This window comes from Glycomyces sp. MUSA5-2, from assembly GCF_037034145.1.
Taxonomy (GTDB): Bacteria; Actinomycetota; Actinomycetes; order Mycobacteriales; family Micromonosporaceae; genus Glycomyces; species Glycomyces artemisiae.
In genome coordinates, this window is sequence record NZ_JBAGKG010000003.1 from 51,097 (window position 1) to 64,368 (window position 13,272).

12 protein-coding genes are annotated in these 13,272 nt (G+C 69.6%); 4 read left to right on the top strand and 8 right to left on the bottom strand.

The window, feature by feature from the left end:
• Window positions 1–37 precede the first annotated feature (37 nt).
• On the bottom strand, window positions 38–1,642 hold the full coding sequence (locus tag WA640_RS10485) for a cellulase family glycosylhydrolase (RefSeq protein WP_335987595.1): 1,605 nt from the start codon (window positions 1,640–1,642) through the stop codon (window positions 38–40).
• A 156-nt stretch (window positions 1,643–1,798) separates the two neighbouring features.
• Complete coding sequence (locus tag WA640_RS10490) at window positions 1,799–3,067, bottom strand: glycoside hydrolase family 27 protein (protein WP_335987596.1); 1,269 nt, start codon at window positions 3,065–3,067, stop codon at window positions 1,799–1,801.
• Window positions 3,068–3,157: 90 nt separating this feature from the next.
• Between WA640_RS10490 and WA640_RS10495 the strand changes: the two genes are divergently transcribed.
• The 4 genes from WA640_RS10495 to WA640_RS10510 all read left to right on the top strand — a co-directional run bounded on the left by WA640_RS10495 (window position 3,158) and on the right by WA640_RS10510 (window position 6,473).
• A complete protein-coding gene (locus WA640_RS10495; protein ID WP_335987597.1) occupies window positions 3,158–3,991 on the top strand; it encodes a helix-turn-helix domain-containing protein in 834 nt (277 codons plus the stop codon).
• Window positions 3,992–4,186: 195 nt separating this feature from the next.
• Entirely contained in the window at window positions 4,187–5,452 is a 1,266-nt protein-coding gene (locus WA640_RS10500; protein WP_335987598.1) for a hypothetical protein, read from the top strand.
• Entirely contained in the window at window positions 5,449–6,114 is a 666-nt protein-coding gene (locus tag WA640_RS10505; protein WP_335987599.1) for a hypothetical protein, read from the top strand. The genes WA640_RS10500 and WA640_RS10505 overlap by 4 nt, the downstream gene beginning before the upstream one ends.
• 113 nt (window positions 6,115–6,227) lie before the next feature.
• The gene (locus WA640_RS10510; RefSeq protein ID WP_335987600.1) at window positions 6,228–6,473 is read left to right on the top strand and encodes a hypothetical protein; all 246 of its coding nucleotides are present in this window, start codon (window positions 6,228–6,230) and stop codon (window positions 6,471–6,473) included.
• A 70-nt stretch (window positions 6,474–6,543) separates the two neighbouring features.
• Here the strand turns inward: WA640_RS10510 and WA640_RS10515 are convergent, their stop codons facing one another.
• From WA640_RS10515 to WA640_RS10540, 6 genes are all read right to left on the bottom strand, one after another.
• Window positions 6,544–8,076 (bottom strand): glycoside hydrolase family 32 protein, encoded by a 1,533-nt coding sequence (locus tag WA640_RS10515; protein WP_335987601.1) that lies wholly within the window; start codon window positions 8,074–8,076, stop codon window positions 6,544–6,546.
• Window positions 8,077–8,207: 131 nt separating this feature from the next.
• Window positions 8,208–9,125: a carbohydrate kinase family protein gene (locus WA640_RS10520; protein WP_335987602.1), complete on the bottom strand. Its 918-nt coding sequence runs from the start codon at window positions 9,123–9,125 to the stop codon at window positions 8,208–8,210.
• Window positions 9,122–10,069 carry a hypothetical protein gene (locus WA640_RS10525; RefSeq protein ID WP_335987603.1) on the bottom strand — a complete coding sequence of 316 codons (948 nt, stop codon included), beginning with the start codon at window positions 10,067–10,069 and terminating at the stop codon, window positions 9,122–9,124. Before WA640_RS10525 ends, WA640_RS10520 begins: the two co-directional genes overlap by 4 nt.
• 35 nt (window positions 10,070–10,104) lie before the next feature.
• Window positions 10,105–10,992, bottom strand: coding sequence for a carbohydrate ABC transporter permease (locus WA640_RS10530; RefSeq protein ID WP_442904742.1), 888 nt, complete (start codon window positions 10,990–10,992; stop codon window positions 10,105–10,107).
• Between the two features lie 17 nt (window positions 10,993–11,009).
• Window positions 11,010–11,978: a carbohydrate ABC transporter permease gene (locus WA640_RS10535; protein WP_335987605.1), complete on the bottom strand. Its 969-nt coding sequence runs from the start codon at window positions 11,976–11,978 to the stop codon at window positions 11,010–11,012.
• A gap of 15 nt (window positions 11,979–11,993) precedes the next feature.
• Window positions 11,994–13,268: an extracellular solute-binding protein gene (locus WA640_RS10540; RefSeq protein ID WP_335987606.1), complete on the bottom strand. Its 1,275-nt coding sequence runs from the start codon at window positions 13,266–13,268 to the stop codon at window positions 11,994–11,996.
• Window positions 13,269–13,272: the final 4 nt, after the last annotated feature.

The following is a 13,272-nucleotide window of genomic DNA, read 5'->3' on the forward strand; positions in this document are numbered from 1 at the left end:
CGCCCGCCGACGGTCGGCGGGTGCCAGTCGGTCGGGGCTATCTCAAGCTCCAGCGCTGGTTCGCGGCGCCGTTGCACGCCCAGAGGATGATCTGGGTGCCGTTGGCGGTGGCGCCGCCGCTGGCGTCGAGGCACAGGCCGTTGTGCACGTTGGTGATGGTGCCGTTCGCGTTGACGTTCCAGCGCTGGTTCGCGCCGCCCGAGCAGTCCCAGATCACCGCTTTGGTGCCGTTCGCGGTGCCCCAGCCGGACGCGTCGAGGCACTTGCCGCCGACCTTCAGCTCGCCCGATGCGGTGCGGGTGAAGGTCTGGTTCGAGCCCTGGTTGCAGTCCCACAGCTGCGCCTGGGTCCCGTTCGCCGTGGACGAGTTCGGGATGTCGAGGCACCGGTTCGAGGCCGCGCCCACGATCGCGGACGAGCCCGACGACTGCCCGTCGCCGAGGCCGGTCATGATCGCGTCGATAATCCCCTGCTGCGTCACGGTGTTGTTGGACCGGTCGAACAGCCCGAACCCGTACTGGCCGTTCCAGCCGTTGTCCCAGTAGACCGGGACGGCGCCGTACTTCTTGGACGTGGCGGCCATGTAGCGCGCGAAGTCCTGGCGGGACTGGTGGTTCACCGAGTCCTGCGACGACTTGTCGATCGCGCCGAACTCGCCGACGACGACCGGGTAGCCCTTCGCGACGAACGCGTCGTAGGTCTTCTTCAGCTGCGCGTCCATGTGGTCCTCCTGACCCCAGGTGGACGTCTTCGACGGGTCGGTCGCGTTCGGGCCCCACTGCGTGATGGTGCCGTTCTCGGTGCCCGTGAAGTCCCACGGGTCGTAGTAGTGGACGGAGATCATGATGCGCCGCTCACCGCTGGGGATCGTGGGGGAGCGGTAGTCGTCCGTGGGGATCACGAACCCGTAGTTGCCGGTGGTGTAGTCGATGTTGGTGTTCCAGCCGGGGACGAGCAGCCACCGCGAGGCGTTGTTCCCGCCGGTCTGGCGCACCGTGTCGACGAAGATCTGGTTGTAGGCGTTGATGTTCGAGTAGCAGGGCTGGGTGGGGGCGCCGTACTGCCCGTCGAACTCCTCGTTCATGGATTCGAGGATCAGGTGCTCGTTGTAGTCGCGGAACCGGTTCGCGATCTGCTGCCAGGCCTTCTGGTACTTGGCCTTGATCGTGGTCTGGTCGGCGGCGTCGCAGATGAGCCAGCCGCCATTGGTGCTCTTCCAACCGTCGCCGTGCATGTTGATGATCACGTACATGCCGCGGCTGTACGCGTAGTCGACGACCTGCTGGACGCGGTTCAGCCAGGCGGCGTTGATCGTGTAGTCCGGACCTGAGCCGATGTAGTTCAGATAGGACACGGGGATGCGGATGGTGTCGAAGCCGGCCGCCTGCACGCTGTCGATCAGCGCCTGCGTCACGGTCGGGTTGTTCCACGCGGTCTCACTGGGGATGCCGTTGGCGTTGGCCTCCAGGCTGTTCCCCAGGTTCCACCCGGCGCCCATGTCGGCGGTGATCTGCGAGGCGTTCAGCTGCGTCATGGTGTCGGCCGATGCCTGCGGCGTCCAGTTCGCGACCGACACGCCGACCGCCACCGCCAGGAACAGGGCCGCGAACGCGGCCTTGAGTCTTCCTCTGGTTGCGCCCACGAGCGCTCCCCCTTTTGAGTCTGCCTGCCGCACCCCCAGGGAACGGCCCCGATGCGCATTAGTTGGATCGGGCGATGAAATGATGATCCATCGGGACATGCCAAAATGTCAATGGATTCGTCAGATCTTTCGGGCGCGGCAGGCAGACCGCGGGTCTCACACGCGCAGGAGGCGGCTCCCGTGGGCCGGGACGTCGAGGCGGACCTTCCCGCCCTCGACCGGGACGTCGACGCCCCGCCACAGGTCCCGGACGCTGTCGCGCTGCGGCACGCCGGCGTCGGCCAGGTGCACGTCGAGCTCGGCCGGTTCGTCGCCGAACCAGAACACCGCGAACGCCGCGCCGTCGTCGAGGTCGGCCTTCCACACGGCCAGCGAGTGGTCGCGCACCACCTCGCGGCTCCCCTTGCTGTCGAGCAGCGCCAGGACCTCGCGGTTGCGCAGCAGGTCGAGCGTGTCGGCCGGGGTGTCCGGCAGGTGCCCGCCGAACATGAGCGGCGAGCGCATCACGCACCACAGCGTGAGCATCGTCCGCTGCTCCTCCACCGTCAGGCGCGAGAACCGGTCGTCGCCGACGTGCGCGCGGATGCCGATGCGGCCCAAGGGCAGCATGTCGGCGTCGCCCCACGCCCCCGGGACCTGGTGCGGCGCCCAGCGCGCGGCGCGCTGGAACATCTCGTGGAGGGCGCTCCAGTCGTCCCACAGGTCGTCGGAGATGCGCCACATCTCCGAATGCGCCCGCAGATGGTCGAGGTGCGCGAGCGACAGCGCCTTGCCCGGCGAGAGGCTGAGCACGATCGGCCGCCCGCACCGGTCGATCGCGCGCGAGTACGCGGCGATGTCCTCGCTCTGCGTCGGCGGGTGGAGCACGTCGTCGAGCTTGACGAAGTCCACGCCCCACTCGGCGAACTGCGCCACCTGCGAGTCGTAGTACGCCTGGGCGCCCGGCGCGGCGTGGTCGATGCCGTAGTTGTCCGGGTTCCAGGTGCAGGCGTTCTCGCGGTCGGCGATCTGCGAGGCGGTGGTGCCGCCGCCGAGGACCGGCAGGTCGAGCTCCACTGCCTTCTTCGGGATGCCCCGCATCATGTGCACGCCGAACCGCAGGCCCAGCGAGTGCACGCGGTCGGCGAGCGCCTTGAACGACCCGTCCGAGGCCGACGGGAACCGGTTCGGCGCCGGGAGCTGGCGCCCCCACGCGTCCAGGACCGGGTCGGCGACGTCGTTGTAGCGGTGCTCGCCGGGGTCGGGCTCGTACCACTGGATGTCGACCACGATCGTGTCCCAGCCGAACTCCTTCAGGTGCGCGGCCATGAACTCGGCGTTGGCGATCACCTCGTCCTCGGTCACGGAGCCGCCGAAGCAGTCCCAGCTGTTCCATCCCATGGGCGCGCGCCGCGCGGCGAGCTTCCTCGCAGAGGTCGTCGTCATGCGGACAACGGTAGGCCGGATCGGGCCCCCGCGGATCCGGTCCGCTTCGCGGTTCGTCCGGGATCCTTTGTTCGGCTACCATCGCCCCTCGTGAACGTAGAAGCGGTGGTGGAGCTCGCGAGCGCCCGGGTCTGGGTCGCCCGCGGGACGGCTCCGGCGATGCAGCGCGCGCACAGCCACGACGACATCGAGCTGAACATCGTCACCCGCGGCGCGATCGAGTACCTCATGGGGGAGCGGCGCCTGCGCGTCGAGCAGGGCCAGGCGGCGGTGTTCTGGGCGAGCCCGCCGCACCTCCTGCTGGAGCCCGAAGGCGCGCCCGCCGAGGTCTGCTGGGCGCACGTGCCGCTGTCGACCGTGCTCACCTGGGACCTGCCCGCGGCCGACCTGCGCGCCCTCCTCGAAGGCCGGCCCGCGCTCGCGCCCGTGCCCGCCGACGTCGACGCGGTCGGCGTCTGGCGGCGCTGGGAGGCCGACTTCGCCAGCGGGGACGCGGCCACCGCCCTCCTGGAGGTCCAGGCCCAGGTGCGGCGCACGCTCTCGGCCGCACGCGCCTCGAACGGCGGCGGGCAGGCCCCCGTCCCGCGTCCCCTCGCGATGGCGGCGTTCATCATGGACCGCTTCCGCGACCCGATCACCGCCGCCGACGTCGCCGCCGTCGCCCACCTGAACACCGAGTACGCCATGACCGTCTTCCGCCGGGCCTGGGAGATGACGATCGGCGAGTTCCTGCTGCGCCGCCGCGTCGCCGAGGCCCAGCGCCTCCTCGCCACCACCGACCTCGACTGCGCCGCGGTCGGCTACGCCTCCGGCTTCGGCTCCGGCAGCAGCTTCTACGCCCAGTTCGCGAAGGCCGTCGGCACCAGCCCCGGCCAGTACCGCGCCGCACTGGCCCCACGGCGGCAATCCAGCCCGGCGCGGTGAGCCGCACGAGGCGGTCCGCCTCCGGTCCGGCTGGGCTCCGGACGACCCACTGCTCGGTGGGGCGCTGGACGGCAGCGGCTCGAACGACTGACGACACCGCACCTGACCACCACAGCAGCCTTGCGCCGCTGCGATAGCTTTGGAAGACCGCCGATACCCCGGTCGGCGGCCGCCCATCCGCTTAGAGGAGCACGAATGTCGGATCAGTACGGTTCTGACATCACCCAGTACCCCACCCCGCAGCAGGACGGCGCCCTCCGCAACATGGCCGAGGACACTCCCGTCGTCAAGAGCGGCCTGAAGATGGCCGACCACATCTACGACGCTGTCTCTGGCGACGACCGGCTCGCCTCTGCGGCCGCGATCCCCGGCGACATCGCCGCGCTCGCCCTCGAAGCCGCATTCGCGATCCAGGACCCGATCTACGCCCTCGCGCAGGCCGGTCTCAGCATCGTCCTGGAACTCGTCGAACCTCTCAACGAACTCCTCTACATGGTCTCGGGCGACCCCGAGGAGATGAAGCGGCAGGGCGAGGTCTGGGGGCAGGTCTCGGAAGCGCTGGGCGCGTTGAGGGAAGAGAACGCCGCAGCCGTGAACGAGAATCTCAGGACCTGGACCGGCGACGCCTCCGACGCGGCGTTCGAACAGCTCACCGCACTCGAAGCCTCGATCTTCGCCGCGTCCAACGAAGCCGCTGGAGTACAGACCCTCCTCGGCTGGGCGGAACTGCTCGCGGAGACCATCTACGACGTCATCAAGTCGATCCTCGCCGAACTCGTCTCATGGCTCATCACCCGCGGCCTCATCGCGCTCATGAACAGCACCTGGTCCTTCGGAGCCTCGGTGGCGACGTTCCTCCTCTCCGCCGCCTACAAGTCGTTCTCCATGTTCAGCCGTGGCTTCAAGAAGCTCAGTGAGTGCAACCGGATCTTCGGGAAGATCCTCGGCGTGCTCGGCAAGTTCGTGCTCGACAACCCGGTCCTCAAGCGAGGCCTCGGGAACTGGGTCGGCATGCTCGCGGCAATGGGCGCGAAGGCCGGTGTGACGGCGGCGCTCACCGGTGGTCTCGGCGCAGTCGCTTTGGGGGCGGGCGCCATCGGAGGCGGGAGCGACTACCAGGGCCAGATCAGTCGCGCCTCCAGCGCCGGCACCTACGTGGACCCGGACGAGCTCGTGCAGACCGCGACCGCGCTCGAAGGCCTGACAGGCAACGCCGACGCGATCAAGGGCGTCGCAGCTGACGCCACCGCAGCCGAGATGACCTGGGGCCTACCCGGGGTCGCTTTCGCAGGCAAGTACCAGGACGCGGGGAACGGCATGGTCGAGATCATCGGGAATATGTCCGCGGCCCACACCGCCAGCGTATCGAGCCTTCGCTCCTGTGCTGAGGACTACGAGGCCGCCGACAGCGAGGCCGCGACCGCGTTCGGGAATCTGCGGGGGGAACTCGACGGCAGATGAGTGGGAAGCGACCGCCGAAGCTCGACCTGATGCGCGACGCGCGCCGGGTACTCGAACCGAACTGGCTGCGCCCGGACGAGCGGCTGATCGAGTTCGCACCGGTATGGAAGCTGCCGGTGCTCGAAGGCCTCCCAAGGCCGCCGTGGCCGCCTGAGCAGCTCGCGAAGCGCATCTTGACGGTCGTCGGCACGGTGCTGCTGTGGATCGTGGGCTCGGTCGTCATGCTGGCCCTACTGGTGTTCCTGGCCGAGGGACTCAGCGGCGCCAGCGCCGGCGGTGACGTGCCTTCGAAGCAGAAGCGCACCAAGGGACCCGCCGTGGTCGTACACGGCCACGGCGACAATTCCGACGCCGGTCGCCTGCTCACCCCGGCGCTTCGCCGCCGCGGCTGGTGGGTGCTCACCGACCAGCGTCTGGCGTTCGTGGCGCCCGTTGGGCGCAGTTACAGCAAGTTCTGGAGCGGTTCGGGGCCTAAGACGAAGATCGACGGACACGTCCAGGTCGACACCGTTCTCGAAGTGCGCGAAGGCCGCTACACCTGCGAAGAGGTCCACCGCACCCGCAAGACCAGAATCCTGCGCCGCACCAAGCCCGCCGGCCTCTACCGCCGCATGCTGCTGAGCGACGGCTCAGGAATCGACCTCCGCCGCCGCCACCAGTGAGCAGAGCTCGGCAGCGGTGTCACCTCGCGTGCAGGCGAGGGACCGGGAGCGCCGCGCTCGCGGGCGACACCTGGCTCATCCTGTCCGACATCGACGGCCACTAGGTCGGCGCCATGCAGCACGTCGACGACGGCGACTCCTTCCGCGTCTACGACTCCAACAGGGACGGCTACAGCGTCGAGGGCTGCCTCCAGACGTACACCCCGCGGACCGGCTGGGTCACCCTCCGCTGCAAGAACAACGACTCGGGCGCGGGCACCTACGAGAGCTTCAGCTACGACGTCATCACCGGCCTCATCTACCGGATGCGGCTGTGCAACGCCCTGGTGCCCTGCGCATATCAAGGGTTCAACGAGTAGTCGCGCGGGCGCCAGGGACCGCCGAGGCCGACATGATCGCTTCGGCCGTCCCGGGCGCCCGGCCCTGGCACTAGACCGGGTCGAACTCGGTGATGGTGAGGCCGTGGAAGACGGCCGGGCCGCCGTCGGTGAAGAGCGCCACGAGGTCGTCGGCGGGGTCGGGGAACACGAGGCTCGAATGGGTGTAGCGGCCGTCGTCGATGAAGACCTCCGTCGAGGTGTTGTCGACGAGGATGCGCAGGTCCACTTCGGTCCTGCCCTGCGCGAACGGCGTGCGGCTCTCCAGCCAGCGCCCGGTCGGGTCGGGGTTGCCGGTGTAGCCGCGGTTGAGGTAGGCGTAGTTCCCCAGGCGGTAGACGCCGGTGTCGACGTGCCTCGACCCGTCCGCTGAGAGCCGCAGCTGGAAGCCCACGTTGTTCAACTGGGACCAGGTGATGCGGGTCTGGATCTGGTACGCGCGGCCGCGGTAGTCGAGGGGCAGGTTCCCGTCGACCTGGACGTCGCCGAGGCGCACCGTGCGCGAGGCCCGGTCGGCGAGGGTGCGGACCGGGCGCGAGATGAGGGCGGATTCGGTGGCGCTGTACCAGTGGAGCGTGATCTCGCGGACGATCGAGTCGGTGCCGTTGAACCCGTCCGAGTCCCAGGTCGGCGTGTTGTCCGGGTAGTCCCAGAAGTTCATCCACCCGATCCCGTAGCGGGTCTTGGTGTCGAGTTGGCTGCCGACGCGCCGCTCCCAGGTGACGGCCCCGTACCAGTCCCAGCCGTGGTCGAGCCACTGCGGGTCCTGCCGGTCGGGGACGAAGCCCGTCCCGGTGAACTCGCCGGTCCAGTACGCGTACGTGGCGACGCCGCCCGAGCCCTTCGTGTTGGCGCTCGCGCCGAGCACCCACCGGCCGGGGCCGGTGTCGGAGTCGATCCAGAACAGGTCGGGGCACTCGAACGTGCCGAGGCCGCCCCTGATGAAGCCGTCCACATAGGTCCAGCTCCGGAGGTCCGCGGAGTGGTAGAAGCCGATCTTGTCGAACTCGGCGAGGGCCATCACCCACCGGTCGAAGCGGTCGTCCCAGATCACTTTGGGGTCGCGGAAGTCCACGACGCCCGGGTTGGGGAGCACGGGCTGGTCGAGGCGGCCGAAGGTGCGGCCGCCGTCGGTCGAGTAGAACAGGAACTGCGCCTGCTGGTGCGGGGCGGGCGCGAAGCGGTCCTCCTGGGTGGCGATGGCGATGACGGCACCCGCGCCGAACCCGGCGGTGTCGTGCTCGTCCACGACCAGGCAGCCCGACCAGATCGAGCCGTTCGGGTTGGTCTCCTTGGGGATCGCGACGCCGAGGTCGCGGAACTCCACGTTGTCGTCGGAGCCGGTCAGGCGCCATGACGTGCCCGTGCCCGGCGCCGGGTAGTCCTTGTTGTAGAGGTAGTAGTAGCGCGTCTCGCCGTCCACGTAGACCGGCCGCTGCGGGTCGTTCTTCCACCCCTCCGGCACCGAGAAGTGGTATTGCGGGCGCCGCGACCGGTCCTGAGCCGCGGCGGGGAGCCCCACGAGGGCGGCGGCGCCGCCGAGGCCCGCGGCTTGCAGCAGTGTCCTTCTCGAAGTTCGCAGCATCGTTGCTCCTCATCCGGTATCGGTGTCTCGTCTACAAGCTAGAGAGTTAAGTGAAGTTAAATCTATGAATATGAATGGTTAATCGCGGTTAATTCGCGAAGGGCCGCCCCGCCGCAGCAAGACGGCCGGTGTCAGGCGACCTCGGACCGCCACGGCGGGTCCGCGCCCGCCCGCGAGCAGGTCACCGCCGCGACCTTCGACGCGAACTCGACCGCCGACCGGGCCTCGTCGGGATCCAAGCGCGCCAAGCCCTCCGGTGCGAGGCGCCCGATGCGGTCGAGCCGGTCGAGCAGCGCGCCGCTGAACGAGTCCCCGGCGCCAACCGTGTCCACCAGCGCCGCCGGGTGCGCGGGCACCGCGAACTCCTCGCGCCCGCAGTGCACCAGCGACCCGTCGCCGCCGCGCGTGACGACGACCAGCCTGCGCCCCTGGGCGATCCAGTCGCGCGCCAACTGTGCCGGATCGGCGCCGGGCCAGATCCACGCCAGGTCCTCGTCCGAGACCTTGACGATCGCCGAGAACGAGAGCCACCGCTCCACCGCGCGCCGGTACGCGTCCCGGTCGCCCAGCAGCTCGGCGCGCACGTTCGGGTCCAGGCTGATCGTGGTCGTCTTGCTCAGGCGCGCAAGCCAATCCGCCACGACCGGCCCGCCCGGGTCGAGCGCGAGCGCGAGCGACCCGGCATGGACGGCGTCGAGCCCGGGGGACTCGGGTAGCTCAGCGGGGGACCACTGCCAGTCGGCGGTCCCGTGGAGGTGGAACGTGTAGCTCGCCGCCCCGCCCGAGTCGACCGACACCAGCGCGATGCTCGTCGGCTCCGCCGCCTCGACCGCCCACCGCAGGTCCACCCCGGCCCCGCTCAAGTGCTCCCGCAGGAGCCGACCGAACGCGTCGGTCGACAAGCGGCCGAAGAACGCCGTCTTCGCGCCCAAGCGCCCCAACGTGACGGCCGTGTTCATCGGGCTCCCGCCCGGATGCGCCACAGGCCGGCGCGGATCGCCTTCAGCGGCCTTGAGGTCGATGAGCGCCTCGCCGACGACGCCGATCATCGCCGCACCAGCCTCGTGCCGTCCCACCGGACCGGGACCGGGTCGGCGATCTCGCCGACGAACCCGCCGTCCTCGATGTTGCGGAACCCGATCAGGTGCGGCACGCCGTCGACATCGTGCAGCCTTGCCGCGTACAAGCTCTCGTGCTCGAACGGCCGTGCCTTCGCGATGTCGAAGCCCCCCAGCAGGTCCTCGACCGGCACCACGTAGTTGTCGCCGGTCTCGCCCAGGGCGCGCCGCGCGTCTGACGCCTCCGCGCCGCCGCAGCAGAACAGCAGCAGCCACTGCCCGTCCACGCAGTGCAGCTGCGTCACCTCGATCTGCCCGAACCCGAGCGCGTCAGGGCGGCTCAGCGGCGGCAGCACCTCCCACCGCTCCAGGTCGGCCGAGCGGGCGTGGCCCACCACGCCCCGCTCCCGGGCGGGCTCGGGACCGGCCACTCTGGCGGTGAACAGCATGTGCCAGCCGTCCCCGGCCGGATCGCGGAACACCCACGGGTCGCGGCACGCCTCGTCGAACCAGCCCGAGTCCGGGCCGTACCGCTCGTAATGCGCCGGGTCGGCCTCGACCAGCGGCCCCGGGAGCCGGCGCCACGTCACCAGGTCCTCGGAGACGGCCGCGCCGATCCGCTGCACCTTGCCGTCCTCCGCGCGGGAGACGCCGGTGTAGAACAGGCGCCACGCGCCGTCGTCGCCGCGCACCACCGAACCGGTCCAGGTCGCCTGGTCGTCCCAGGCGGGCGCGTCGGCGGCGACCAGCGCGTCGGGCAGCAGCCGCCAGTCGGCCAGGTCGTCGGAGACCGCGTGGCCGACGGAGGCCCGCTGGTGGCGGCGCCCCTCCTCCTGGAGGGCGCGGGAGGCGCGCAGGAAGAATATGTGGTGGCGGCCCTCGTCGTCGGTGGCGTACCAGGAGTCCCAGACCCAGTGGTCGGCGAGCTTGAGCATTCGTTTCCTTTGCGGTTGTGGGGTGTTCGGGGAGGTCAGTCCTTCATGCCCGCGCTGGCGATGCTGCGGATGAAGGACCGCTGGAAGGCGATGAAGACCGCGACCATCGGGATCGTGATCATCGAGATGTAGGCCATGACCTCGCCCCAGTCCGTGTCGAGCTGGAAGAAGTACTGGACGCCGACCATGACGGGCCGCAGCTCCTCGCTCTGGACGGTCATGAGCGGCCACAGGTAGGCGTTCCAGGTCGCGGGCGAGGTGACGATCGTGAGGATGAGGACGGTGGCGAAGACGGGCTTCGACAGCGGCACGATGATGCGCCAGTACGTGCGCAGCCAACCGGCCCCGTCCATGGCCGCGGCCTCTTCGAGTCCCTTGGGGAGGCTGCTGAAGTACTGGGCGAACAGGAAGATCGCGAAGGCGTTCACGATGAACGGGATGATCTGCACGTGGTAGGTGTTCAGCCACCCGATCTCCAGGACCGGCCGCAGCCCCTCGAAGCCGATCCACGGCAGGTTCGCCACGAGGTAGACCATCGGCACGATCGTGGTGTCGAACGGGAGGATGAGCGTGGCGATGATGAAGCCGAAGACCACTGCCCTGCCCTTCCAGCGCATCCGGGCCAGCGCGTAGCCGCACATGGAGTTGACGACCAGCCCGAGCCCGGTGACGCAGGCGGTGACGAACACGGAGTTGGCGAGGAACCGCCAGAACGGGACGCGCTTGAAGACCGCCGCGTAGTTCGCGAAGCTGACGTCGCCCACGGGGAGGAACGCCTTGAGCGAGTCCATGTCGGCGAAGATCTGGTGGTCGGTCTTGAGGCTCGCGGCGAGCATGAACACGATGGGGAACAGGAAGAACGCGGCCAGGAGGGTCATCGGCGCATACAGCCACCGCCGCCGCTCGGGGGTGCGGGACTTCATCGTCGCTGCGGTCACGACTAGTCCTTCTCTCTGGTCAGGCGGCGCTGGAGGAGCGCCATGGCGAGCACGACGCAGAAGAAGACGAGCGACAGTGCCGCGGCGTAGCCGATCTGCTGCTGCTGGAATCCCTTCTGGACGATCTGGTAGACGATGGTGCTGGTCGATCCCAGCGGTCCGCCGTCGGTCATGATGTCGACCTGGACGAACAGGCTCATCGCGGCGATGGTGATGGTGATGAGCACGAACACGAAGGTGGGCTTGAGGAGCGGGAGCGTGATGTGCCGGAACCGCTGCCACGGCGTGGTGCCGTCGAGCTCGCCGGCCTCGTAGACCTCCTCGGGGACGGTCTGGAGCCCGGCGAGCCAGATGATCATGTGGAATCCGACGCCCTGCCACACGCTCATGACCACGATGGCGCCCATGGCGGTCGAGGGGTCCGACAGCCACGCCCGCCCGGCGTACGCCCCGGCGGTGAGCATCGACAGCGCGGAGTTGACGAGCCCGTCCTCCTGGTAGAGGAAGCGCCACAGGAGGCTGATGACGACCATCGAGGTGATGACCGGCAGGAAGTAGACGGTGCGGAAGAAGTTGCGGCCCGGGAGCTTCTGGTCCACCAGCAGCGCGAGCACGAGCCCCAGGCCGCCCTGGATCGGGACGACCAGGGTGGCGAAGAGGAACGTGTTGCCGATGGACTGGTGGAACAGGTCGTCCTCGGTGAACGCGCGCCGGAAGTTGTCGAGGCCGATGAACTCCGGGGCCGTGGGGGAGATGAGCCGGGCGTTGGTGAAGCTCATCGCCAGCGAGACGACCGCCGGGCCGATGACGAACACCAGCAGGAGGACGATCGCGGGGAGCGCGAAGGCGCGCGCGGCGCGCTGCTCCTTCCGCTGGAAGTCGCCGCGCCTGCGGCGGCGGGCCGCCGGGGCGCTCGGCGGGGGCGCCGCGGCGGGCGCCTTGGGAGTCTGCTCAGTCCTGGCGATGGCCATGTGCCGCAGCCCTTCCTAGAACCCGTACCCGGAGTTGGCCTCGATGTCGGCGTCGATCTCGGCGACGGCCGCGTCGAGGGTCTCCTGGACGTCGCCGCCGTGGATGAGGTCGCCCGCGTACTGGGTGAAGACGCTGGCGATGACGGCGTAGGCGGGGGTCTCGGGGCGCAGCACGGCGTAGGAGCGGGAGTAGTCCATCATCATCCGCAGGTCCCCGTCCGGGCCGTAGTGCTCGGTGAGCTCAGCGGCGGCGTCGGTCGCGGGGATCAGCCCGGTCTGGTTCGCGAACTCGGCCACGAACTCGTCGGACAGCGCCGTCTCCATCCACGCGTTGCCGCCCTCGGCGTCGGCGGTCGAGGTGAGCGCCCACTGCCAGGAGCCGCCGCCGATCTTCGGCCCGGCGCCGAGGTCCGGCGGGGGCAGGAACAGCACGTCGTCGAACTGCTCCATGGCCTGGAGCGCGCCCCAGTTGCCCATGAACGTCATGGCCGCGTCCCCTTGCAGGAACTCCTCGGCACCGATCGGGGACTCGGGGTTGGCGAACCCGCCGGTGAACAGCCCCTGGAACCACTGGCCCCAGGCGAGGGCCTCGGGCCCGTTGAGGGCGCCCTCGGCGCTCAGGTACGTGGACCGGTCGAGCAGGTCGCCGCCGAAGCTCTGGAGGAACGGCGAGAACGCGTACGGGTACCACTCGCCGATGTCGGCGGTGGACAGGTCGAGCGCCCAGCGGTGGCCGGTGTCGGCGGCGATGCGCTCCAGGGCCTCGTCGAACTCCTCGCGGCTCCACGGCTCGTCCATCGTGGGGATGCGGACGCGGGCCGCCTCCAGGACCGATTCGCGCGCGAAGATCGAGCATGCGGCCTCCCAGTGCCCCACCGAGTAGAGCTGGTCCTGGAAGATCCCGAGCGTGGTGGGCAGGAACTCGTCGGTGATCTCGGCGGGCACGTCGAGGGGCTGGAGGTGGCCGGCCCAGGCCCAGTTGGCGACGTTGGGGCCGTCGACGGTGAGCAGGTCGGGCAGGTCGCCCGAGAGCGCGGCGGCGTTGACGGTGTCGTTGTAGGCGTCCTGCGGGAAGGACTCGCGCTCGGCGGTGTACGTGTCCTGTCCGTCGTTGAACGCCTTGATGATCTGGTCGGTGACGCCCAGTTCGGCGTCGTTCCCGGCCGTGTGCGTCCACAGCAGCAGCTTCCCGTCGGACGCGCCGCTCGCGGTGCAGGCGGCGAGGGCCGGTCCGGCGAGGGCGGCGCCGCCGGTGGCGGCGGCGAGCTTCATCAGGTTGCGTCGTTGCATGTTC

Coding starts and splice junctions, on each gene's coding strand:
- WA640_RS10530 (WP_442904742.1), bottom strand. CDS start 10,992: ATGAAGTCCCGCACCCCCGAGCGGCGGCGGTGGCTGTATGCGCCGATG.
- WA640_RS10505 (WP_335987599.1), top strand. CDS start 5,449: ATGAGTGGGAAGCGACCGCCGAAGCTCGACCTGATGCGCGACGCGCGC.
- WA640_RS10540 (WP_335987606.1), bottom strand. CDS start 13,268: ATGCAACGACGCAACCTGATGAAGCTCGCCGCCGCCACCGGCGGCGCC.
- WA640_RS10500 (WP_335987598.1), top strand. CDS start 4,187: ATGTCGGATCAGTACGGTTCTGACATCACCCAGTACCCCACCCCGCAG.
- WA640_RS10510 (WP_335987600.1), top strand. CDS start 6,228: ATGCAGCACGTCGACGACGGCGACTCCTTCCGCGTCTACGACTCCAAC.
- WA640_RS10520 (WP_335987602.1), bottom strand. CDS start 9,125: ATGATCGGCGTCGTCGGCGAGGCGCTCATCGACCTCAAGGCCGCTGAA.
- WA640_RS10490 (WP_335987596.1), bottom strand. CDS start 3,067: ATGACGACGACCTCTGCGAGGAAGCTCGCCGCGCGGCGCGCGCCCATG.
- WA640_RS10535 (WP_335987605.1), bottom strand. CDS start 11,978: ATGGCCATCGCCAGGACTGAGCAGACTCCCAAGGCGCCCGCCGCGGCG.
- WA640_RS10525 (WP_335987603.1), bottom strand. CDS start 10,069: ATGCTCAAGCTCGCCGACCACTGGGTCTGGGACTCCTGGTACGCCACC.
- WA640_RS10515 (WP_335987601.1), bottom strand. CDS start 8,076: ATGCTGCGAACTTCGAGAAGGACACTGCTGCAAGCCGCGGGCCTCGGC.